At 54.2% G+C, this 21,243-nt stretch carries 23 protein-coding genes; 7 read left to right on the top strand and 16 right to left on the bottom strand.

Annotated elements, in window-relative coordinates; translation table 11 throughout:
* Window positions 1-14: 14 nt before the first annotated feature.
* A complete protein-coding gene (locus FZF21_RS10960; protein ID WP_149121328.1) occupies window positions 15-659 on the bottom strand; it encodes a type II CAAX endopeptidase family protein in 645 nt (214 codons plus the stop codon).
* 497 nt (window positions 660-1,156) lie between these two features.
* Window positions 1,157-1,489: a hypothetical protein gene (locus FZF21_RS10955; RefSeq protein ID WP_071524110.1), complete on the bottom strand. Its 333-nt coding sequence runs from the start codon at window positions 1,487-1,489 to the stop codon at window positions 1,157-1,159.
* 444 nt (window positions 1,490-1,933) lie between these two features.
* Here FZF21_RS10955 and FZF21_RS10950 point away from each other — a divergent pair, with 444 nt between their 5' ends.
* Window positions 1,934-2,482 carry a GNAT family N-acetyltransferase gene (locus tag FZF21_RS10950; RefSeq protein WP_040117644.1) on the top strand — a complete coding sequence of 183 codons (549 nt, stop codon included), beginning with the start codon at window positions 1,934-1,936 and terminating at the stop codon, window positions 2,480-2,482.
* Here FZF21_RS10950 and FZF21_RS10945 read toward each other — a convergent pair.
* The 8 genes from FZF21_RS10945 to sad all read right to left on the bottom strand — a co-directional run bounded on the left by FZF21_RS10945 (window position 2,470) and on the right by sad (window position 11,239).
* The gene (locus tag FZF21_RS10945) at window positions 2,470-3,384 is read right to left on the bottom strand and encodes a bestrophin family protein (protein ID WP_003857155.1); all 915 of its coding nucleotides are present in this window, start codon (window positions 3,382-3,384) and stop codon (window positions 2,470-2,472) included. The genes FZF21_RS10950 and FZF21_RS10945 overlap by 13 nt on opposite strands.
* A gap of 201 nt (window positions 3,385-3,585) precedes the next feature.
* Entirely contained in the window at window positions 3,586-5,037 is a 1,452-nt protein-coding gene (locus tag FZF21_RS10940) for a tagaturonate reductase (RefSeq protein ID WP_040117643.1), read from the bottom strand.
* A 117-nt stretch (window positions 5,038-5,154) separates the two neighbouring features.
* Window positions 5,155-5,682, bottom strand: a complete 528-nt coding sequence (locus FZF21_RS10935) for a GNAT family N-acetyltransferase (RefSeq protein ID WP_149121329.1) — start codon at window positions 5,680-5,682, stop codon at window positions 5,155-5,157.
* 82 nt (window positions 5,683-5,764) lie between these two features.
* Window positions 5,765-6,730: a sensor domain-containing diguanylate cyclase gene (locus FZF21_RS10930; RefSeq protein ID WP_063945865.1), complete on the bottom strand. Its 966-nt coding sequence runs from the start codon at window positions 6,728-6,730 to the stop codon at window positions 5,765-5,767.
* A gap of 58 nt (window positions 6,731-6,788) precedes the next feature.
* On the bottom strand, window positions 6,789-7,151 hold the full coding sequence (locus FZF21_RS10925) for a DUF4186 domain-containing protein (RefSeq protein ID WP_003857163.1): 363 nt from the start codon (window positions 7,149-7,151) through the stop codon (window positions 6,789-6,791).
* Entirely contained in the window at window positions 7,151-8,077 is a 927-nt protein-coding gene (glsB, locus tag FZF21_RS10920; RefSeq protein WP_003857165.1) for a glutaminase B, read from the bottom strand. The genes FZF21_RS10925 and glsB overlap by 1 nt, the downstream gene beginning before the upstream one ends.
* A gap of 62 nt (window positions 8,078-8,139) precedes the next feature.
* Entirely contained in the window at window positions 8,140-9,729 is a 1,590-nt protein-coding gene (locus FZF21_RS10915) for a methyl-accepting chemotaxis protein (protein ID WP_045357786.1), read from the bottom strand.
* Window positions 9,730-9,856: 127 nt separating this feature from the next.
* Complete coding sequence (gene sad, locus FZF21_RS10910; RefSeq protein ID WP_149121330.1) at window positions 9,857-11,239, bottom strand: succinate-semialdehyde dehydrogenase; 1,383 nt, start codon at window positions 11,237-11,239, stop codon at window positions 9,857-9,859.
* A gap of 99 nt (window positions 11,240-11,338) precedes the next feature.
* Here sad and FZF21_RS10905 point away from each other — a divergent pair, with 99 nt between their 5' ends.
* Window positions 11,339-12,217 (top strand): LysR family transcriptional regulator, encoded by an 879-nt coding sequence (locus FZF21_RS10905; protein WP_017382364.1) that lies wholly within the window; start codon window positions 11,339-11,341, stop codon window positions 12,215-12,217.
* Here FZF21_RS10905 and FZF21_RS10900 read toward each other — a convergent pair.
* Together FZF21_RS10900 and FZF21_RS10895 are read right to left on the bottom strand one after the other, a co-directional pair.
* The gene (locus FZF21_RS10900) at window positions 12,214-13,026 is read right to left on the bottom strand and encodes a PhzF family phenazine biosynthesis protein (RefSeq protein ID WP_032619672.1); all 813 of its coding nucleotides are present in this window, start codon (window positions 13,024-13,026) and stop codon (window positions 12,214-12,216) included. The two genes, FZF21_RS10905 and FZF21_RS10900, sit on opposite strands and share 4 nt — an antisense overlap.
* A 22-nt stretch (window positions 13,027-13,048) precedes the next feature.
* Window positions 13,049-13,837 carry a PhzF family phenazine biosynthesis protein gene (locus tag FZF21_RS10895; protein ID WP_063945864.1) on the bottom strand — a complete coding sequence of 263 codons (789 nt, stop codon included), beginning with the start codon at window positions 13,835-13,837 and terminating at the stop codon, window positions 13,049-13,051.
* A gap of 176 nt (window positions 13,838-14,013) precedes the next feature.
* On the opposite strand from FZF21_RS10895, the gene FZF21_RS10890 reads away from it, so the two are divergent.
* The gene (locus tag FZF21_RS10890; protein ID WP_003857178.1) at window positions 14,014-15,210 is read left to right on the top strand and encodes a sugar transporter; all 1,197 of its coding nucleotides are present in this window, start codon (window positions 14,014-14,016) and stop codon (window positions 15,208-15,210) included.
* Window positions 15,211-15,447: 237 nt separating this feature from the next.
* Here FZF21_RS10890 and FZF21_RS10885 read toward each other — a convergent pair whose 3' ends face one another.
* Complete coding sequence (locus FZF21_RS10885; RefSeq protein WP_003857180.1) at window positions 15,448-16,113, bottom strand: MarC family NAAT transporter; 666 nt, start codon at window positions 16,111-16,113, stop codon at window positions 15,448-15,450.
* Between the two features lie 255 nt (window positions 16,114-16,368).
* Between FZF21_RS10885 and marR the strand changes: the two genes are divergently transcribed.
* Genes marR through marB form a run of 3 tightly spaced genes read left to right on the top strand, consistent with a single transcriptional unit; the run spans window position 16,369 to window position 17,452 of the window.
* Window positions 16,369-16,803 carry a multiple antibiotic resistance transcriptional regulator MarR gene (gene marR, locus FZF21_RS10880; protein WP_017383983.1) on the top strand — a complete coding sequence of 145 codons (435 nt, stop codon included), beginning with the start codon at window positions 16,369-16,371 and terminating at the stop codon, window positions 16,801-16,803.
* Between the two features lie 20 nt (window positions 16,804-16,823).
* A complete protein-coding gene (marA, locus tag FZF21_RS10875; RefSeq protein WP_001303241.1) occupies window positions 16,824-17,204 on the top strand; it encodes an MDR efflux pump AcrAB transcriptional activator MarA in 381 nt (126 codons plus the stop codon).
* Window positions 17,205-17,236: 32 nt separating this feature from the next.
* Window positions 17,237-17,452: a multiple antibiotic resistance protein MarB gene (marB, locus tag FZF21_RS10870; protein ID WP_149121331.1), complete on the top strand. Its 216-nt coding sequence runs from the start codon at window positions 17,237-17,239 to the stop codon at window positions 17,450-17,452.
* A 38-nt stretch (window positions 17,453-17,490) separates the two neighbouring features.
* Here marB and eamA read toward each other — a convergent pair whose 3' ends face one another.
* Entirely contained in the window at window positions 17,491-18,390 is a 900-nt protein-coding gene (eamA, locus tag FZF21_RS10865; protein ID WP_017693436.1) for an O-acetylserine/cysteine exporter, read from the bottom strand.
* A 193-nt stretch (window positions 18,391-18,583) separates the two neighbouring features.
* On the opposite strand from eamA, the gene ydeE reads away from it, so the two are divergent.
* Window positions 18,584-19,801, top strand: a complete 1,218-nt coding sequence (gene ydeE, locus FZF21_RS10860) for an efflux MFS transporter YdeE (protein WP_149121332.1) — start codon at window positions 18,584-18,586, stop codon at window positions 19,799-19,801.
* Window positions 19,802-19,847: 46 nt separating this feature from the next.
* On the opposite strand, the gene zinT is transcribed toward ydeE, so the two are convergent.
* Window positions 19,848-20,486: a metal-binding protein ZinT gene (zinT, locus tag FZF21_RS10855; protein WP_017693437.1), complete on the bottom strand. Its 639-nt coding sequence runs from the start codon at window positions 20,484-20,486 to the stop codon at window positions 19,848-19,850.
* A gap of 52 nt (window positions 20,487-20,538) precedes the next feature.
* Complete coding sequence (gene urtE, locus FZF21_RS10850; RefSeq protein ID WP_032103021.1) at window positions 20,539-21,237, bottom strand: urea ABC transporter ATP-binding subunit UrtE; 699 nt, start codon at window positions 21,235-21,237, stop codon at window positions 20,539-20,541.
* Window positions 21,238-21,243: the final 6 nt, after the last annotated feature.

Raw genomic sequence — 21,243 nt, 5'->3', positions numbered from 1 at the left:
ATCCCAAATACTCTTCAAAAATTTAACGACAAAACAAAAGCATTCATGCACGAATGAATTATAATAGGATAAAAAAGCCCTCTGCTTCTTATTCTAACTATTAATAGCAATATTGACACCAAAAAAAGAATAGATTGATCTAAAATGTTATAATACTGTCCATGCATCAGACAAAAAGACAATGAAGTCAATATACATGGGATAATATACTTTTTATTAAAAATTGAGTGGAAAACACCGAAGATACAGCCCCTGTATATAATCTCCTCATAATATGGGACTACGAAGGTGGCTATTATAAATGCTATAAAACTAATATGGGAAGGTCCATAATGATATAAATTATCCCTGTAAAGATAAACATTATACTGAACCAGCAAAATGACAAACAACACAACAATAGAAAATTTTATTGAAGTTAAATCTCTACTTGGGAGTAATTTAAAACCATCCAACTTCCTTAAGTAAAAAATATACAAGAAAAATGCAATTGAAAATTCCGCAATAAACAATAAGAAAAATGACACATCGAGAGTAAGATAGCGGAGGGTTATGGATGGCGATAACGTAATTATTATTGAGATAACAGACGCAATAAAAAGAACAATTACGTTTTTCTTACTATAAATGAATGGATAGACATGCCTAAAGATTATCATGTTCAACCTATTATTAATTCATATTTTATATAAGAATCAACAAATATGGCTATGATATCGTAATCATTTTTTGATATCATGCACTTTAACTTCAGTGAACATTTGTAATGATTCCATTCTGCAACACAACAATTTTTATCGGAGTGTACTTTATTTACTTTTAAACCTATTCATCAAGTTAACGCCCCATCGAGTTACTGCTATTAATACAATCAACGCAATAAGAAACCTTGATATAATCCCTGGCCGTGATACTTCGTCAAACTCAAGAACTTCAGCGTATTTCAAAAGGGTAAATGCGATAATGAAAAAAAATAAGTAAATTAGGAAATTTAAAAATTGTTTCATGCTTAACCCGATACTTGTGATTACATTAACTTTATCAAAAATAATAGCTCATCATGACTACTTCGAATAATCATTAAATATCGAAACACCTAGAATAACATTCAGTTATAATGAGCTTTTAAATTATTATCACACACAACTCAAATTACTTACCAACGGCATTGTCCGGGGCCGTTGTAATTATTACTTTTATCTTTACTACCACGATCTGAAAAACTATCTTTTGTGCACTGACCAGCTATAGCTCCACCAATTACCCCAGCGGTCATACCCACTGGCCCCCCAGGAGAGCCGGCGATTAGACCACCGATGATTCCTGCGCCGCATGAGTCAACGCCCTTGTAAATAGAGCCATTGTTTCCTTTTGAATTACCAGGTTTAGAGCTGGTGTTACGACTACCGGCACCTTCATAATTACCGCTTCCATTGCCGCCACTTACTAATGCTATCTCATTAAGGCTTAATGCTCTTATATTCGACATAAATCATCTCCATTTAATTTAGTTTTGCATTTTGTGCTAAAAAAATATCTTACATTACTTAATGTAAAGAAAGTGTATTTATGTAAGCAAATGTAAATAAGCTATTGAACTTCGTAAACCGTAGCTCCATTTGGGAGCAGTTCAGCTCCTGCATGGGCAGGCCTATAACACGAAATCGACCTGGAGGTACGGTAATGTTCAGGCATCTTTTCTGACGTCCAGCGCGCAATCACTTCTGCGTCGTAACAGATTTTACAGCCATGGCGCATCGCTTCGTTACGGACGTGCCAGAGTGTTTCGGCTTCTTCGGGCCTGGCTTTTCTTGGCATTACATACTCCTTTATGGATAAATCTGAATAACAAAAGCACGACCAACTGGAATGTGATATTGATGAAATATCAGAACCCAAACAAATGATAACGCTCAAATATGGAGATCACCGGATGACGATACCCACGCTTACGACAGAACGCTTATTACTTAAACCCCTTGTTGCCGCCGATGCCGTCCAGATCCAGCAACGCTATCCGCGCTGGGAGATTGTCCGCTATATGGTGGCTTCAGTCCCCTGGCCCTACCCGGAAAACGGTGCAGAAAATTATGTCAACAACGTTGCACTGCCAGATATGGCCAAAGGGATTGCGTGGTTCTGGACGATTCGCCGTCGCGAAGCGCCTGACGAACTGATGGGGTTGATTTGCCTGTATGACGTGGAGGACAACAATCGGGGCTTCTGGCTCGCGCCGGAATTTCAGGGCCAGGGATATATGCGCGAGGCGAGTATTGCGGCCACGGATTACTGGTTCAATACGCTCAATAAATCGGTGTTGCGCGCGCCGAAAGCGGCGGCCAACAGCCGCTCCCGACGTATTTCAGACAGCAGCGGCATGCGGCTTATCAGGACGGAGAAGAAAGCCTACGTCAGCGGCATGCTGGACTCGGAACTGTGGGAAATCACCCGCGACGAGTGGAATGCCCGTCAGGTCAGCTGATAATGCTTATCCGGCATCAGTCTTTCAGGGATGTTCTCTTCATCGTTCATCTGCAACAGATCGCGCTCCATCATGTTGCAGATGGCGTCCAGCGGCAGATCGTTATCTTCCGTCCCAAAAGGATCTTCCAGCTCTTCCGCCAGCGTATCCAGCGAGATAAAAGTGTAGGAAATCAGCGCAGAGACAAAGGGCGTCATGTAATGCAGATCAACTACCAGCGCAAACGGCAGCATGATGCAGAACAGATACACCGTCCGGTGCAGGATCAGCGTATAGGCAAACGGGACTGGCGTATTGGCGATACGCTCACAGCCAGCCAGCACGATGGACATATCATTCAGGCGGTTGTTAAGGCTGTGAAACAGAATGTCTGAAAGGTGCCCGCTACGCCGCCGTACGGCCAGCCACTCCCCCATGATCAGCAGGATACGGTTCGCCGGCGAGTTGGCGTCCATCACTTTGCGTAAATCGTCAGGAGCCAGATAGCGGGACAGCTGATCGGCATTGGTTTCTCTGCGCAGGGTCATACGCAGACAGTTAGCAAACGCGATTTGCAGGCGGACAAACTCTCCAAGATGTTTATCATCCGGCAAGGTGTTTTTTACCTCGCGAAACAGCGAGCGCGCCGCTATCATCAACTGCCCCCAAAGCAGACGCGCCTCAACGTAGCGCGAATAACAGGCGTTATTGCGAAATCCCAGGAAGATGGCGATAGCCACGCCCAGAATGCTGAACGGCGCGACGGTAAACCGGATACCCAGCGAGGTGTACCACGGCAGCATGACAATCACGGCGATGGAAAGCAGGAAGTTAAGCAGCAGTCGGGTATAAATTTTGGGAAGTACCGAACCATGCCAGACAAAAATCAGTTGCAGCCAGTGCTGTTGAGGACGAACAATCATAATCAGCTTCAGAAAAGTAAAGAGCGCGGCTATTAAACGTGATCCCCCTCACGGTTGCAAGCATGTTAATAGTTCATTGCATTTTCTGACCTGTTAAGCCTCAACCGCACGGTGCTGCATGTGCTTTTTAAAAAAAGAACGTATAGTATGTTGTAACTAAACAGGGTCTTTAAAAAACCCGGCCAACGCCGGGCATTATGATTAGCAGAGCGGTTTTACCGCATCGCGCATGCCTTTGCTTAAAATTGCATCCAGATCCAGCGCAACCTGATCTACCAGTCCGTTCACCAGAGTGAGATCCTGTTCCCAGTGCTCGCTCACGCTTAACACTGACGATACCAGTTCACGGGTAGTGACCTGTTTGTCGTGATGTTGCGTCCACAACTGCTGGTAACGTTCAAGCCAGTGCGCATCGTCCTGCACCGGATAGCGCTCACCGTTGCGCTCGGCACGGTAAAATGCAATCAGCGCCGCCAGAGCAAAGGTCAGACGTGCTGGCAGTTTGCCGGTCGCCTTCTGCCCTGCCAGCAGTTGCGGCAGAATGCGGGTGCGGTACTTGGTCATCCCGTTCAGGGCAATCGACAGCAGCTGATGCTTAATGTACGGATTTCGGAAACGCCCCGTTACGGCACTGGCGAAGGAGTGCAGCTCGTCGCGCGGCAGATCCAGGACCGGAATAATCTCCTCATAAATAGCCTTCTCTACGAACGCGCAAATTTCCGCGTCGTTCATGGCTTCCCCTACCGTATCCAGGCCGGCCTGAAAAGCGACCGGAACCAGCGCCGTGTGCGCGCCGTTGAGGATCGCCACCTTACGCTCTTTATACGGTTTGATATCGTCAACAATCAGGACGTTGAGTGGGTATTTATCCAGGCGCAGTTCAGCTGCAAGTGATTTCGGCCCCTGAATAACAAACAGATAGAAATGTTCCGCCGTGTCGAGGAAGCTGTCGTGATAGCCCAGCCCGGCTTCCAGCTCTGCCACCTCATCACGCGGATAGCCGGTAACAATGCGGTCAACCAGCGTCGAACAGAAAGTGTTAGCATCATTCAGCCACGCAATGAATGCCGCCGGCAGCGCCCACTCCTGTGCATAGCGCAGCACCAGTTCACGCAGGGCATCGCCGTTGTAGTCGATGAGTTCGCAAGGAATGATAATCCAGCCTTTATCCGCTGCCCCGTTAAAGTGGGTAAAACGCTCGAACAGCAGACGCGTCAGTTTGGCCGGATAGCTGACAGCTGGCGCATCGTCAAACTTATCCCCCGCGTGATAGCTGATCCCCGCCTCCGTGGTATTGGAGAAGACAAACCGCATGTCCGGGTTATGGGCGAGCTTCAGAAATTCATCGTACTGGCTGTAGACGCTGATTTCACGATTCACGGAACGAATAAGACGCGCATCGCTTACCGCTTCCCCCTGCTCATTCAGACCGCGAATAATCGTGGTATACAGACCATCCTGGGTGCTCAGGGACGGCGGAAAATCGCTCTGGATCGGCCGCACAATCACCACACCGGCATTGAGATTGGTATGCTCGTTTAAGAGGTCGATTTGCCAGTCAACGAACGCGCGCAGGAAGTTACCTTCGCCAAACTGGATGATACGTTCAGGATAGCGCGCACCGGGGAAATCACGACGGTTGAGTGTGTTCACAATGGAGGTCCTTTATGATTAGTCATACAGCCTGATAAGATTGGTGTGATAACTTATCAAAACTTCAGGACCATAACCCCTGTCTGGATCAACTCAGGATGCGATGGTGAAAAATAATCACAGAAATTTATAGAACACCGAGGTCGCCGTCATGTCCCCGTTCGGCATCAGGGCGTAGCGTGGGATCTCCCCCGCCTTTTGCCAGCCTGCTCTCTGGTAAAACGTCTCCGCGCCGCTGCCGGTTGAGGTATCAAGCACCAGTACCGTAAGCGCTTTTTCACGTGCAACCGCCTCCAGGGCTTCCATCAGCGCCATTGCCGCCCCTTTACGGCGCGCTTTCTCATGAACCAGCAGTTTCGCGACATCTGCACGGTGCGGCTGGTTTTCAGGCTGATCGGTGATCAGCTGGACCGTGCCAACCAGCCCCTGCTCCGCATCAAAACAGCCCAGGACGGTACGCTCGTCGCGCCCGACGCTGTCTGCGACGCCGACCCAGAAGGTTTGGGCTTTCCCGGCAGAAAAAGGCAGCATAAAGCTGACGGAGGCGCCGCCGTTGACACAGTTGGCGAGAATATCGTTCAGGGCATCGATGTGGGTGAGGATGTCCTGCCGGGAGAGAGGTTTAATCAGCATGGGAGAGTTCATTGCGCGTCCTTAGGTTGAATCTCTCCACTTTGCTATTAACATTTTTGTAACGCAATAAGTGATGACATAGGATTTCGTTATGTCATTTTTCGACGTGGTGTTGCCGCTTCATGGCGTACATTTGCGCATCCGCGTGTTTTAACCATGCCTGCATATCGTTGCGGTGATGATCGAACTCGCTCAGCCCCCAGGAGAACTGTAACGACCAGGGATGCAGCTGACGCGCGTTATACTTTTCGGTTTGTTCGACGAGGTATTGCATGGCGATCCAGGCGCCAGGCTCATCGGTATCCGCAAACAGCACCGCGAACTCATCGCCCCCGAAACGTACCAGCAGATCGGCCTCGCGGAACGAGGAACGCATCAGGGCGGCCATCGCTTTCAGAGCCTTATCCCCCTCCTGATGCCCGAAGCGATCGTTAATGGTTTTGAAATGGTCCAGATCCAGCCAGCCAAGGGTTAACGGTTCTGCCCGACGCTGCGAAACCGACAGTGCAAACTGCGCAAACTGGTTAAACCCGCGACGGTTAAACAATCCCGTGAGTTCATCGGTCGTGGCCGCGCTAACGACCGCAAATTCATCCTCTGCCAGCGCGCTGAGATCGGCCAGTACGGCGGCATCCGCCGCGGTAAACTCACGCGGTGCGTAATCAATGAGACACAACGATCCCACGCACGCCCCGTCACGTAAACGCAGCGGGTAACCGGCATAAAAGCGCACGCCCGGATCTCCCGCCACCTGCGGATTATCCGCAAAGCGTTCGTCCAGCAGCGTGTCACTCACCACCAGCGGCGCGTCACCCAGGATCGTATGACCACAAAACGAGAGATCGCGAGGCTGGCTGGCGAGTGCCCGGCCGTCGGCAGACTTCACGATCGCGGCGTGGTCATCCACCAGCGTAATCATCGCCAGCGGCACCCTGAAAAAGCGTGTTGCCAGCCGCGTAAGACGATCAAACGCGGGATAATTGTCGATCTCAAGCAGACCGGACTCGCGCAGAGCATTCATGCGCTCCGCTTCATTCACGGGAATTTGAGGTGCCTTCATAACGTCTCCTGACGCTGAGCATTAGTAAAAGCGTAGCTTAAACAGAGACATTGTCAGTTCAGGAGGCACGATTTACCTCTATGACCAGCCAATGATGGATTACGTTGACGATATACTGTTGTTGCTGCGCACTCAGCGGCACGCCCTGCGGGATAGCGTGCCACTTAGCCAGACAGCCCCGACAGCAGGTTGCCGTGGCATGCTGGGCGATAAAAACCGGATGGCCGCGCATTGGCGTCTGCTTACCGTCATTCACCGGGTGTGCAGGCGCCAGCCGCGCGGCGACAAAATCGGCGGCATGCTTATCGATAGTCTCCGCGCCCTTATCCCAGCAGTATTGCCGCTCTTTCGTCCCTAAATGAAATCGTGAACGGAATGTGGAGCGAGCCAGGCGCGCGAACAGAGGATCTAACGTGGACATCAGTATACGGACCGTCCAAGGCGTTTGGTCAGCTGTTCCAGCGCCGCCACGCCCGCCAGTGAATTTCCGGTCTCGTCCAGTTCCGGGCTCCAGACGGCAATCGCCATCTCGTGAGGGACAATCGCCACGACCCCACCGCCAACGCCGGATTTAGCCGGCAGCCCCACGCGCCAGGCAAACTCCCCGGCATTCTGATACATTCCGCTGGTTGCCATTAAGGCGTTGATCTGCCGGGCCTGCATCGGGGAGACAACGTCCTCGCCCAGATGCGGGGCATGGCCCTGATGCGCCAGAAACAGAAAAGTCTGCGCCAGTTCGACACAGTTCATCTTCAGTGCGCAGTAATGAAAATAGTTTTGCAGAACCGTGGCGACATCATTATGAAAGTTGCCGAAGGACTTCATCAGCCAGGCGATGGCGGCGTTACGTGCAGAGTGTTCAAACTCAGAGCGCGCTACCACCGGATCGTAGGCGATGTCCTGCACGCCGGAAAGCTGCCGCACAATCTGGAGCATCCGCTGGCGCGGCGCGCTCAGCCGGCTTTGCAGCATATCGCACACCACCAGCGCCCCGGCGTTAATAAACGGGTTACGCGGCTTACCCTGTTCGATTTCCAGCTGGAGAAGGGAGTTGAACGGCTGACCGGACGGATCTTTGCCTACCCGCTGCCAGATCTCCTGCTCGTCATACTGGCGCATGGCGGCAACGAGGCTAAGCACTTTTGAGATCGACTGAATCGAAAAGCGCTCAAGCGCGTCTCCCGCCTGAAAACGCTGACCGTCGACAGTACAAATGGCGATACCGAGCTTATTACCGCTGATCGAGGCCAGCGCGGGAATGTAATCGGCAACCTTACCCTGCCCCAGTAACGGACGAACCTGCGCCAGAATCTCGTCCAGCATCTCATTATGGATGACCGCAGCCACACTTTGCTCCTTGCCCTCAGGCTAAAACGGGCTGCGAGTATAACAGAGGCTGATACGTCACGTCAGGCAGGGAGACGAAAACGCGAGACGGCCTGCAACAAAAGATCGGACTGTTGATGCAGGCGCTCAGAGGCATTTGACGCTTCGCTAACCAGCACATCTGTCCGACGCGATACCTGATTCAGCGCCTGAAGCTGACGGGTCATCTGATGAATGCTGTCCCCCTGATTCAGGGTGGCCAGCGAAATATCATTCAGCAGGCTGCTCAGATTCGCCACCAGCCCGGTGACCTGTTGCAAATTCTCTTCCAGACGGTTTACCACCTGAGAACCTTCTTCAATGCCCTGTAGCGAGTGGTTAATCAGCGCCTGGATGGTTTGCGTAGAGTGACTGCTTTTTCTGGCCAACAGCCCCACTTCCCGGGCAACCACAGCAAATCCGCGCCCCTGCTCTCCTGCATGGGCGGCTTCAATGGCAGCATTGAGGGCGAGAATGTTGGTCTGAAACGCCACGCTGTCGATCATCGCGACGATCCCGCGCATCTCTGAGGATCGGTCGACGATCGTCTGCATCGAGCCATTCACCGCTGACATCATTTGCTCCCCACCAGCGGCAGCCTGTCGGGCTTCATCCGCGCGCGAGCGGGCGAGTTTTGCATAACCCGTGTTCCCCTCAACGTGGGTTTCGAGATCGGCGATGTGTGCGGTCACCTCCTCCAGCTCTTTGGCCTGTCGCGTAGACTGCTGATAAAGCTTCTGATTCCCCTGCGCAAGCGATCCGATATTTTCAACCATGGAGGTAGTGGCCTCGCTGACCTGGGTCACCAGTTGCTGGAGCCCGCGCTGCATGGCGGTAATACTGCCGCTGAGCTGGCTGATTTCACGGTTAAAGCGCACAACGTCAGGCGGCGTGCCTGACAAATCCCCTGCCGCAAGCTGGTTAATCTGGATAATCAGACGGCGTAGCGGGGATATCACCCACTTCGCCATTCCGAACCAGACGGCTATGGCAATGGCCAGTAGCACCAGCGGCGCAAACAGGAACAGCCGTTGCAGACCTGAGAGTTGTTCCATGAGCGACTGACGCCCCTGTATCGTCTGCTTCTCACTCCGTTGCTGATAGCGTGCGAAATTGTCATTAAAATCGGTCTGAAACGCCTGGGCGGGTACGGCGAAAAAGAGGTCGATGCTGTTGGTTTTCACCAGCCCCTCCGCCTGCTCCCGGATGGCGTCGAAAAACAGCTGATAGCTGTTAACCAACCCCTCGTCTTTCGGCGGATTAAGCGCGAGCCAGGCCTGCCATGCCTGCTGTGACGCCGCCAGGGATTTTTGCGCCTCGTCCATCAGGCTATGCCAGCTCCCTTCCGAGCCGGTCTCCTTGTCCTGCATAAAGTACACGCCGGAGCGGTTGAGCAGATCGCTGGCCGCCAGCAGAGAAATACGGGCCTGATCCAGCCTGCTCTGCTGCTGCCAGGCCAGCTGATTGCGCTGTTCGTTACGCTGGGCTTCATTCAGGGAGGCGGTGAGCAGGAAGGAGGAAGAGAGTTGCAGGGCGGAGAAAAGGCCAATGATACAAAAGATGCCGGTCAGCAGGCCAAACTGACGAGGGATAAAGCGCGGCGCAAGACGACTAAAAATTTGCGTTAGGTTCATAATTTTCTTCTGTAACAATACGTTAGACGCGAGCGAGTCTACGAAACGAAAATGACAGAACCATTACGCAAAAATGACAGGAAACGTGAATTGCCGGGTAGCGGCCTGGCCTTACCCGGCAACAAGACTAGACGCGATCCTTCCACACCGTCTGCACATTACAGAACTCATGCAGGCCGAAATGAGAAAGCTCTCGCCCGAAGCCGCTCTTCTTCACCCCGCCAAACGCGACGCGCGCATCGCTGGCGCTGTAGCCGTTGATAAAGATCCCGCCGCACTCCAGCTCGCGCGCAAAGGTTTCAGCCAGCGCATCGTTCTCGGTAAAGACCGTCGCCGATAAGCCAAAATCGCTGTCGTTAGCCAGCTGCAATGCGTGCGCCGCATCGTTCGCGATGGTAATTGCCGCCACCGGACCAAACAGCTCCTGACGAAAGGCCGTCATCTGTGGGGTGACGCCGCCGAGTACGGTTGGGGCATAATAGTTACCGGTCCCGGACATCTTCTCCCCGCCCAGCAGCAGGGTCGCCCCTTCCGCCAGTGTAGCCTGCACCTGCTGATGCAGTTCATCGCGAAGATCAAATCGCGCCATCGGGCCAATATAGTTATCTTCCTCATCCGGTGCGCCCATCTTCAGCGCCTTGACCGCGTCAACAAAGCGTTGGGTAAAGGCGTCCGCCACGCCCGCTTCCACAATAAAGCGTTTTGCCGCCGCACAAACCTGCCCGGTATTCTGATAACGTCCGGCCACCGCCGCGTTGACGGCCAGATCCAGATCGGCATCGTTCAGAACGATAAACGGATCGGAACCGCCCAGCTCCAGCACGCATTTCTTCAGCGCCGCGCCCGCCTGCGCGCCAATTGCCGCACCAGCCCGAACGCTGCCGGTTACGGTCACCGCCGCGATACGACGATCGTTAATCGCCTGGCTGACGCTGTCATTCGTCGCGTTCACCCAGCCAAAGACCCCCTCCGGGAAACCGGCATCCGCGAATACCTTCCCGATCAGCTCCGCCGAGCCGAGCACATTAGGCGCATGTTTAAGCAGATAGCTGTTCCCTGCCAGCAGGATCGGCACCGCACCGCGCAGCACCTGCCAGAGCGGGAAGTTCCACGGCATCACCGCCAGAACGGGCCCAAGCGGACGGTACTCAATCACCGCATTTTCGACCTGGGTAGATTCCGGGTGCAGCATCGCCGGGCCGTGTTCAGCGTACCAGTCGCAAAGGCTGGCGGACTTAGCCACCTCCGCACGCGCCTGCATAATGGGCTTGCCCATCTCCCGGGAGATAGTCAGCGCCATCTCTTCCGCACGACTACGCAGCACCGCACCCAGATCGCGAAGTTTTTGCGCCCGGTGCGCCACGCTTTCGCGTCGCCACTGACGAAAACCGATATCCGCCTGCGCAATGGCACGCTCAACGTCACCGGACGTTGCCCACGGGTAAGCAGCCAGCGTTTCGCCGGTAGCCGGGTTGACAGAGTGGGCATGGGTAGAAGATGAATAGGTCATGATGTTCTCCACGTAATAACAGTTGATTGATTGTGGTCTACTCTGCTATTTCTTAAAAATGAATAATACTCACCACCTTATTCACGAATCGAGAACGGTATGGACTTAACACAGCTTGAGATGTTTAACGCCGTCGCACTGACCGGCAGCATTACCCAGGCGGCGCAGAAGGTACACCGGGTGCCGTCAAACCTCACCACCCGCATCCGACAGCTAGAAGCGGATCTCGGCGTGGAACTGTTTATTCGCGAGAATCAACGCCTGCGGCTTTCCCCCGCCGGGCACAATTTTTTGCGCTACAGCAAGCAGATCCTGGCGCTGGTTGACGAAGCGCGAATGGTCGTCGCCGGGGATGAACCGCAGGGATTATTCTCGCTCGGCGCGCTGGAAAGTACCGCCGCCGTACGCATTCCGGAAAGTCTGGCGCGGTTTAACCAGCGCTATCCGCGCATTCAGTTTGCGTTGTCCACCGGACCTTCCGGTACGATGATTGACGGCGTGCTTGAGGGGACGCTCAGCGCCGCCTTTGTCGACGGGCCGCTCTCGCACCCGGAACTGGAAGGGATGCCGGTTTACCGGGAAGAGATGATGCTGGTCACCCCTGCGGGTCACGCGGAAGTATCAAAAGCCACGCAGGTGAGCGGCAGCGACGTGTATGCCTTTCGCGCCAACTGTTCTTACCGGCGTCATCTGGAGAGCTGGTTCCATGCCGACCGCGTCACGCCGGGAAGGATCCATGAGATGGAGTCCTATCACGGGATGCTCGCCTGCGTGATTGCCGGGGCAGGCATTGCGCTGATGCCCCGCTCCATGCTGGAGAGCATGCCGGGCCATCATCAGGTGGCGGCGTGGCCGCTGGCGGAAAACTGGCGCTGGCTCACCACCTGGCTGGTGTGGCGACGCGGGGCGATGACCCGCCAGCTTGAGGCGTTTATCGCGCTGCTGAACGAGCGTCAGCCACCAGCGCCCAGTTGTTAATGATGAACGTAGTCCTGGAGTCGAAGGAAAATTTTTCCCTTCATATACAGCGTGGCCTGCCCGCCAATCAGCACGCGGTCGCCTTTCAGCTCGCAGCGCAGATCCCCGCCGCGCAAGGAGACCTGGCGGGCCGACATCTGCGTTTTACCAAGCTTTTCACTCCAGTACGGGATCAGCATGCTGTGAGCTGATCCCGTCACCGGATCTTCCGGCACCCCTTCCCCCGGGCAGAAGAAGCGGCTGACGAAATCATACTCATCCCCCGGCGCCGTAACGCAGACCATTTTCCCCAGCGGGAGCATAGCCGCGATATCCGGCGTCAGCGCTTCCACCTGCCGCTGGCTGTCGAGCACCACCATGTAGTCACGCCCCACACGCACCTCGTCTGCTGCGTTAATGCCCAGCGCGCTGAACAGCACTGCGGGTGGAGTATCAACAACCTCGGTTGACCACGCCGGGAAATTAAGCGTCAGCCAGTCGCCGCTGCGTTGTACCGTCAGATCGCCGACAAAGCGCGTGGTGAAGGTGATTTCCGTATGCGGATAATCCAGGTATTCGAAAATAACGTGAGAAGCCGCGAGGGTTGCGTGGCCGCAGAGGTTTATTTCATCCTGCGTCGTAAACCAGCGCAGTTCAAACCCGTTATCCGTTCGGACAAAGAACGCCGTCTCTGACTGATTATGCTGCTTCGCCATCTTCAGCAGCGTCTCATCCGGCAGCCACGCTTCCAGCGGACACACCGCCGCCGCATTGCCGCCGAACGCCCTGTCGCTGAAGGCATCTACCAGATAAAAATCAATTTCCTGCATCGTTGGTTCCTCTTAGATTTGTTCAGCGCAGAAATACTGTGCCCTTCAGATACAGTGCCGCCTGCCCGCCCATCCGCACGCGGTCGCCCTTGAGTTCGCAGCGTACGTCGCCACCACGGGCAGAAACCTGGCGGGCAAACATCTGTGTTATGCCAAGCCGTTCACTCCAGTACGGGATCAGCATGGTGTGCGCGGAGCCGGTGACAGGATCTTCCGGCACGGCCACGCCTGGCGAGAAGAAACGGCTGACAAAGTCGTATTCCCCCTCGTCCCGGGCAGTGACGGCCACTTTATGCTCGCCCGGCGTCATGGCGGAGAAATCCGGATTAATGGCTTCAACCTGCTCGCGGCTCTCCAGTACCAGCACCCAGGCGCGGCCTTTTCGCGCCTCGACGTAGTGGCTGATACCGAGTGCGGTGAGCATCTCCTGTGGCGGCGTCTGTGCCTGCGTCGGGCAGGCCGGGAAGTCCAGCGTCATCCAGTCACCGTCACGGCTGACGGTCAGGCGACCAGAGGCGGTGTCGAAATGAAGGCGTGAGTCCGGATAATCCAGTTCGTTAAACAGAACATACGCCGCGGCAAGCGTCGCGTGACCACAGAGATTAACCTCGGTGAGCGTGGTGAACCAGCGCAACTCAATCCCCCCTTTGGTACACACAAAAAACGCGGTTTCCGACTGGTTATGCTGTTGTGCCATCCGCAGTAACGTCTCATCCGGCAGCCACGCGTCGAGCGGGCACACCGCCGCCGGGTTGCCGCCAAAGGAGGACGCGCTGAACGCATCTACCAGATAAAAATCAATCTCCTGCATCGTGTTACCGCCTGTTTTTGTTGTGTTGTTCTTTATCTTCAATGAAAACAACCCCGTTCGCTACCGCTGCATGAAGGTAAATTTTGTGATTCACATCACATAACGGTTGAGTTTTCGCCGTTTAAGGCTTTAAGATCGTCTCCTCATCTTTCAGGCAACGAATCCCAGATATCCCTATGACAACACACACGGTTTCCCGCAGGGTCGCGTGGCTACGCGTGGTCACGCTCGCCATCGCAGCGTTTATTTTCAACACCACGGAATTTGTTCCGGTTGGGCTGCTGTCCGATATCGCCGCCAGCTTCCATATGGAAACGGCACAGGTTGGCATTATGTTGACCATCTATGCATGGGTGGTGGCGCTGATGTCGCTGCCGTTTATGCTGCTGACCAGCCAGATGGAACGCCGTAAGCTGCTGATTGGGCTGTTTGTGGTGTTCATTGCCAGCCATGTGCTGTCATTTATGGCATGGAACTTTACCGTGCTGGTCATCAGCCGCGTCGGCATCGCGTTTGCCCATGCCGTTTTCTGGTCGATCACCGCGTCGCTCGCCATTCGTCTGGCCCCGGCGGGAAAACGCGCCCAGGCGCTGAGCCTGATTGCCACCGGAACGGCGCTGGCGATGGTGTTAGGCCTGCCGATCGGACGCATTGTGGGACAATACTTCGGCTGGCGCACCACCTTCTTTGCCATCGGCATGGGGGCGCTGATCACCCTGGTGTGTCTGATCAAATTGCTGCCAAAACTGCCCAGCGAACACTCCGGCTCGCTGAAAAGTCTGCCGCTGCTGATGCGTCGACCGGCGCTGATGAGCATTTATCTGCTGACCGTGATTGTGGTGACCGCCCATTACACGGCCTACAGCTATATTGAGCCGTTTGTTCAGGTTGTGGCGGGCTTTAGCGCTAACTTCGCCACCGTTCTGCTGCTGATCCTGGGCGGCGCGGGGATTATCGGCAGCATCCTGTTCGGGAAGCTGGGCAATCAGCACGCGTCTGCGCTGGTAAGCAGTGCGATTGGTCTGCTGCTGGCATGCCTGCTGTTACTGATGCCTGCGGCAGGCAGCGAGAGTCATCTGGCGATCCTCAGTCTGTTCTGGGGCGTGGCAATCATGATTATTGGTCTGGGAATGCAGGTCAAAGTGCTGGCGCTGGCCCCGGACGCCACGGACGTAGCGATGTCGCTCTTCTCCGGGATTTTTAATCTGGGGATTGGCGCCGGTGCGCTGGTGGGCAATCAGATCAGCCTGCATGTATCAATGTCGGCCATTGGCTATCTCGGGGCGATTCCGGCGCTGATCGCGCTGATCTGGTCGGTGCTTATCTTCCGTAAATGGCCGGTCGCGATGGAAGAACAGACCAGCCACGGTTGACGTTTGTTATGCCGGGTGGCGGCTTCGCCTTACCCGGCCTACGAAGCATTAATATCCGTGTTCTTCATCACCGCCAAGATAACGGAATCTTTCATCTGTCATTTTGGTCTGACAATCATAGATACCGATTCTCGTTGCCAGAGGAGTGGTTGCAGAAGACGCATCGCTTTATATTCATAAGAATTATATCCATTGCGAGTAGGCCGGGTAAGGCGAAGCCGCCACCCGGCAACGTTCTCAATGATACGTCTTAACAATCTCCAGCACGCCGTTAATAATAAACTGCACGCCCATACAGACCAGCAGGAAACCCATCAGACGGGAGATAGCTTCAATCCCCCCCTTGCCCACCCAGCGCATAATCGCCCCGGAGCTGCGCAATGATCCCCAGACGATAATGGCGATAAGCGCAAAAATGATCGGCGGCGCAACGGTGATAACCCAGTGCGGAAATGTCGACCCATCACGCACCGTCGAGGCGGAACTGATGATCATCGCAATCGTCCCCGGCCCCGCCGTGCTCGGCATGGCTAACGGCACAAACGCGATGTTGGCGCTCGGTTCGCTTTCAAGCTCCTCCGATTTGCTTTTGGCTTCCGGGGATTCGTGCGCTTTATGCGCCGGGAACAGCATCCGGAAACCAATAAAGGCCACAATCAGCCCGCCAGCAATACGCAGACCGGGAATCGAAATACCAAAGGTATTCATCACCAGTTGCCCGGCGTAATAAGCCACCATCATTATGGCAAAGACATAGACAGAGGCCATCATCGACTGCTGATTGCGCTCTGCGCTGTTCATGTTCCCCGCCAGCCCCAGAAAAAGCGCCACCGTAGTTAACGGGTTCGCCAGCGGCAGCAACACCACCAGTCCAAGCCCCACTGCTTTAATCAAATCCAACATAATGCACCGCAGTCCTTATCCTTATTCAACATCGCAATTATAGGGGCAAATCCTCGTCCGGAGCCATCCGACAGCGTAACCATAATTGTCTCGCGTAATTCATAACCCCAGATTATCTGTATGATTTAAAAGCGTACAGAATAAGTTCCTGAAGCGTTTTAGCATTTCGTGGCATCGGCCGATTCATTCAGTTGACTTATACTTGCCTGAGCAATAATATCTGCCGTGACTAAACTACTTGCCAGGGCAACCATTGTGAAAAGCACCAGTGACCTCTTTAACGACATAATTCCACTGGGTCGTCTTATTCATATGGTTAACCAGAAAAAAGATCGCCTGCTCAATGACTATCTGTCACCGCTGGATATCACCGCAACACAGTTCAAAGTGCTGTGTTCCATTCGCTGCGAAGTGTGTATCACGCCGGTTGAGCTGAAAAAGGTGCTCTCTGTCGATCTGGGTGCGTTAACCCGCATGCTGGATCGTCTCGTCTGTAAAGGATGGATAGAACGAAGCCCTAACCCGAATGACAAACGTGGCGTACTGGTGAAACTGACCAGCGATGGCGCGGCCATGTGTGAGCAATGTCATCAATTAGTAGGACAAACACTGCACCAGGAACTGACAAAAAACTTATCGGCAGATGAAGTGGCAACGCTTGAGCTCTTACTCAAGAAAATCCTGCCGTAAACAGAAAAAGAGGTATGACGATGTCCAGACGCAATACTGACGCTATCACCATTCATAGCATTTTGGACTGGATCGAAGATAACCTGGAATCTCCACTCTCTCTTGAGAAAGTGTCTGAGCGTTCAGGTTACTCAAAATGGCACCTGCAACGGATGTTTAAAAAAGAGACCGGCCATTCATTAGGACAATATATTCGCAGCCGCAAGCTGACGGAGATTGCCCAAAAACTGAAAGAAAGCAATGAGCCGATCCTCTATCTGGCGGAACGCTACGGATTTGAATCGCAACAGACCCTGACGCGTACGTTCAAGAACTACTTTGACGTGCCGCCTCATAAGTACCGTATTACCAGTATGCCGGGTGAATCCCGTTATCTGTATCCGCTAAAACATTGCAGTTAATCATCGCCTGTTAAGACGTAACCGAGGAAATCATGAAATTTATCGCCTCCGCCGCCCTCACCTTGCTGGTGCTGGTTTCCGGCCAGAGCTTCGCGGAGCAAACCCCCAATGCGGGGCAGCAAAATAATCGTGACACCATGATTATGCCGTCCACGCAAAACCAGTCGCCCTGGGACTTCAATCACATGGGCGCTGGCAGCGACAAATCCGACGAATTAGGCGTGCCGTATTACAACCACGAACTGTAATTCGTTTTTGCCCCGCTAATGCGGGGCTTTTTTCTGCCTTAACCCCGCACCCGCGTTGCCCGACGCACCCGCAAGCCAAAGACGTTGATATACAGCCCGGCCATAATCAGCCCTGCGCCACACAGTTGCAGCGCGCTGAGCGTTTCATCCAGCAACAGTGCGGCGCTGGCAAGCCCGACCACCGGTACCAGCAGCGATAACGGTGCCACACGCCAGGTTTCATAGCGTCCGAGCAGCGATCCCCAGATACCATAGCCAATGATTGAGGCGACTAACGCCAGGTAGATCAGCGACAAAATGGTCGTCAGGTCGATCTCCACCAGGCTTTTCAACATCGCCTGCGGACCATCCAGAATAAACGACGCGGCCATAAACGGCACGATTGGGATCAATGCGCTCCAGACCACCAGCGATAAGACCGGCGGACGCGTCTCGTGCTGCATTATCAGTTTGTTAAAGATATTGCCGCACGCCCAGCTCAGCCCCGCCGCCAGGGTGAGCATAAAGCCTAGCAGCGCGACATGCTGACCGTTGAGGCTGCCTTCAATCAGCACCAGCACGCCAAAGACCGCAAGGCTAATGCCCGCCAGCTGCTTGCCCTGCAAGCGTTCGCCGAAGACAAATGCGCCGAGAATGATGGTAAAGAACGCCTGCACCTGAAGCACCAGCGAAGCCAGGCCCGCAGGCATACCGAATTTGATGGCGCAAAAAAGAAACGCAAACTGACCAAAGCTGATAGTAAGGCCGTAGCCCAGCAGCAGCTTAAGGGGAATTTTCGGGCGGGCAACGAACAGCAGCGCCGGGAAGGCCACCAGCAGGAAGCGCAGCCCCGCCAGCATCAGTGGAGGCATGTTGTGCAACCCCATTTTGATGACCACAAAATTGAGTCCCCACACCACGACAACCAGCAACGCTAACAGCCCGTCTTTCCGCGTCATTTTCCGCCCCTGAATTATTAAAATTTTGTAAACACTTCAAGGTAACAGAAAAAATAGCCCCGCGAGAAGATCATTAATTCTGGTACTGGAGAGAAGCACCTGCGGATAAATTGGGTGCTATACAAGCTGCCGATCCCATGATAATCCTGTAATAACACAACAAAAAAAGCATAAGCATTTGTCGGGCAGGAAAATGAAACCATCAATCAGGCGCTCAACCGCAGCGCTGCTGGCATCGTCATTGTTATTAACAATTGGCCGCGGGGCAACGCTGCCCTTTATGACCATATATCTCACACGCGTGTACGATATGAGCGTGGAGAATATTGGCTATGCCCTTACCGTGGCGTTGACCATCGGCGTGGTGTTTAGCCTGGGGTTTGGCATCCTGGCGGATAAGTTCGACAAAAAACGCTATATGCTGATCGCCATCGTGGCCTTTATCGCCGGGTTTGTGGCGATTCCGCTGGTGAATAACGTGACGCTGGTGGTGCTGTTCTTTGCCCTGATTAACTGCGCCTATTCCGTCTTCTCAACGGTGCTGAAAGCATGGTTTGCCGACGTGCTGACCTCCAGCGAAAAGGCGCGCGTTTTCTCACTCAACTACAGTTTCCTGAACATTGGCTGGACGATCGGGCCGCCGATCGGCACCCTGCTGGTGATGTACAGCCTGCAACTGCCGTTCTGGCTGGCCGCCTTCTGCGCCGCACTGCCGCTCGGGTTTATCCATTTCTTTGTGCAGAAAAGCATAGCCTCAGACAGCCCTGAGGAGAAAATGCCGTGGCAGCCCTCGGTGCTGCTGAAAGACCGGGCGCTGTTCTGGTACACGCTCTCCGGCCTGCTGGCGTCGTATGTGGGTGGATCGTTCGCCACCTGCATTTCCCAGTATGTCCTCGCCGCACATGCGGACAGTGATTTCGCAGAAAAGGTGGTGGCCGTTGTGCTTCCCGTCAACGCGGCGGTGGTCGTCACCCTGCAATACGCGCTTGGACGTAAGATCACCGCCAGCAATATCCGTCCGCTAATGACCGCTGCGACGCTTTTTTTCATCCTCGGGCTGGGCGGGTTTATGCTTTCCGGCGAGAACCTGATTTACTGGGGGATCGCGGCGGCGATTTTCACCCTGGGTGAAATTATTTATGCACCGGGTGAATACATGCTGATCGACAATATCGCCCCGCCGGGCATGAAGGCGAGCTATTTCTCCGCCCAGGCGCTGGGCTGGCTCGGCGCGGCGGCGAACCCGATGATCACCGGGCTCATCCTGACCCATCTGCCGCACTGGTCATTATTTATCATTATGATGGCCGCCATCATTGCGGCCTGGCTGATGATAATGCGCGGGATGCGCGTGAAAAGTGAAGATAGCGTGTCGGGTGGCGCTGCGCTTACCCGACCGACAAAACCCTAATCGTAAGCCGGGTAAGGCGAAGCCGTCACCCGGCAAAACCAACCCCCTAGTGGTGCAACATCTCCTCCACCACCTGCTCTTTGTACATCTCATTCGGGTAGTAGGTCGGCCAGTTATCCATCTCTTTCAGCAGCGCCTCGTGGGAGGTGTTGCCCATAAAGATATGGAAGTGTGAAGAGGCTTTCGGCCCGATGATATGGTCGCTGAACTGCACAAACTTAGGCGCCTGGCTCGCGTTATCCTTGCATTCAAACAGGTAGCGCACGCCTTTTTTCCCCGACGCATAGGTCAGAATTTTGTAGCCGCTGTAGTCGTAGCGGCAGCTGCTCACCGTTTTGCCTCGGTGGAATTCCATCACGTTGTTTTCAATGCCGATGGCGTCCACGTCCGTCGCGTACCCCTTGCGGTAGTAGGCCTTCACCTCGGCAGCGGATTTTTCTCCCTTCTGCGCTTTCTTTTCGAAAACCGGATCCAGCGAACCATCAAGCAGGAACGGATAAACGGACTGCCAGGTCCCGTCCCAGTCAGACAGCTTCCTGTCCCTGACGTCTTTATCCTCAAAGACGCCGTTTGCCGCCTTCTGTTCCGCCTCTGTCATCTGATGACCGTGCGAATGGGCAAAAAGCGAGCCGCTTACCAGCAGCGTTCCCAGAGTCAGCGCAATTTTTGCAAGTTGTGCAGCCACAGCAAAATCCTCATTCCGTTTTATAAGAATGAGGATGTTATATTATAACATTTCAGATCGCAACCAGCCCGCGAACGCCCTCCTGCTCCATGTTCTCCCCGCGCCCCTGCTGGACGATGCTGCCGCGCGACATCACCAGATAGCTGTCGGCCAGCTCTGCCGCAAAATCATAAAACTGCTCCACCAGCAGGATGGCCATATCCCCCCGGTTCGCCAGGCTGCGGATCACCTGCCCAATCTCTTTAATCACCGACGGCTGAATACCTTCCGTGGGTTCATCCAGAATCAGTAACCGTGGACGGCTCGCCAGCGCGCGACCTATCGCCAGCTGCTGCTGCTGACCACCGGAAAGATCGCCTCCGCGTCGGTGCTTCATCTCCTTCAGCACCGGGAAAAGCTGCCAAATCTCCTCCGGTACGCTCCTTGCGTTTCCCGCGGAGAAGCGTGACAGCCCCATCAGCAGGTTTTCTTCTACGGTCAGACGCGGAAAAATCTCCCGCCCCTGCGGAACATAGGCCACGCCGGACTGCACCCGCTGGTGCGGTTTACTGTGAGTGATGCTCTTTCCCTGCCAGACCACCTCCCCGCCTTTCACCGGGATCAGCCCCATCAGGCACCTCAGCAGCGTGGTTTTGCCCACCCCGTTGCGCCCCAGCAGGCAGGTAACTTCCCCGACGACCGCCTCAAAGCTCACCCCGCGCAGAATATGACTTCCGCCGTAGTACTGATTCAGTTCGCTAACCTGTAACATCACCTC

It is taken from the genome of Enterobacter sp. LU1 (assembly GCF_008271405.2).
GTDB lineage: Bacteria > Pseudomonadota > Gammaproteobacteria > Enterobacterales > Enterobacteriaceae > Enterobacter > Enterobacter hormaechei_C.
The sequence above is the reverse complement of the archived record's forward strand: the minus strand, read 5'-3'. Positions and strand labels throughout refer to the sequence as shown.

Excerpts from the sequence above, each read along its gene's own strand:
- FZF21_RS10960 (WP_149121328.1), bottom strand. The coding sequence starts at position 659 with ATGATAATCTTTAGGCATGTCTATCCATTCATTTATAGTAAGAAAAAC.
- FZF21_RS10955 (WP_071524110.1), bottom strand. The coding sequence starts at position 1,489 with ATGTCGAATATAAGAGCATTAAGCCTTAATGAGATAGCATTAGTAAGT.
- FZF21_RS10950 (WP_040117644.1), top strand. The coding sequence starts at position 1,934 with ATGACGATACCCACGCTTACGACAGAACGCTTATTACTTAAACCCCTT.
- FZF21_RS10945 (WP_003857155.1), bottom strand. The coding sequence starts at position 3,384 with ATGATTGTTCGTCCTCAACAGCACTGGCTGCAACTGATTTTTGTCTGG.
- FZF21_RS10935 (WP_149121329.1), bottom strand. The coding sequence starts at position 5,682 with ATGAACTCTCCCATGCTGATTAAACCTCTCTCCCGGCAGGACATCCTC.
- FZF21_RS10930 (WP_063945865.1), bottom strand. The coding sequence starts at position 6,730 with ATGAAGGCACCTCAAATTCCCGTGAATGAAGCGGAGCGCATGAATGCT.
- FZF21_RS10925 (WP_003857163.1), bottom strand. The coding sequence starts at position 7,151 with ATGTCCACGTTAGATCCTCTGTTCGCGCGCCTGGCTCGCTCCACATTC.
- FZF21_RS10915 (WP_045357786.1), bottom strand. The coding sequence starts at position 9,729 with ATGAACCTAACGCAAATTTTTAGTCGTCTTGCGCCGCGCTTTATCCCT.
- sad (WP_149121330.1), bottom strand. The coding sequence starts at position 11,239 with ATGACCTATTCATCTTCTACCCATGCCCACTCTGTCAACCCGGCTACC.
- FZF21_RS10905 (WP_017382364.1), top strand. The coding sequence starts at position 11,339 with ATGGACTTAACACAGCTTGAGATGTTTAACGCCGTCGCACTGACCGGC.
- FZF21_RS10900 (WP_032619672.1), bottom strand. The coding sequence starts at position 13,026 with ATGCAGGAAATTGATTTTTATCTGGTAGATGCCTTCAGCGACAGGGCG.
- FZF21_RS10895 (WP_063945864.1), bottom strand. The coding sequence starts at position 13,837 with ATGCAGGAGATTGATTTTTATCTGGTAGATGCGTTCAGCGCGTCCTCC.
- FZF21_RS10890 (WP_003857178.1), top strand. The coding sequence starts at position 14,014 with ATGACAACACACACGGTTTCCCGCAGGGTCGCGTGGCTACGCGTGGTC.
- FZF21_RS10885 (WP_003857180.1), bottom strand. The coding sequence starts at position 16,113 with ATGTTGGATTTGATTAAAGCAGTGGGGCTTGGACTGGTGGTGTTGCTG.
- marA (WP_001303241.1), top strand. The coding sequence starts at position 16,824 with ATGTCCAGACGCAATACTGACGCTATCACCATTCATAGCATTTTGGAC.
- marB (WP_149121331.1), top strand. The coding sequence starts at position 17,237 with ATGAAATTTATCGCCTCCGCCGCCCTCACCTTGCTGGTGCTGGTTTCC.
- eamA (WP_017693436.1), bottom strand. The coding sequence starts at position 18,390 with ATGACGCGGAAAGACGGGCTGTTAGCGTTGCTGGTTGTCGTGGTGTGG.
- ydeE (WP_149121332.1), top strand. The coding sequence starts at position 18,584 with ATGAAACCATCAATCAGGCGCTCAACCGCAGCGCTGCTGGCATCGTCA.
- urtE (WP_032103021.1), bottom strand. The coding sequence starts at position 21,237 with ATGTTACAGGTTAGCGAACTGAATCAGTACTACGGCGGAAGTCATATT.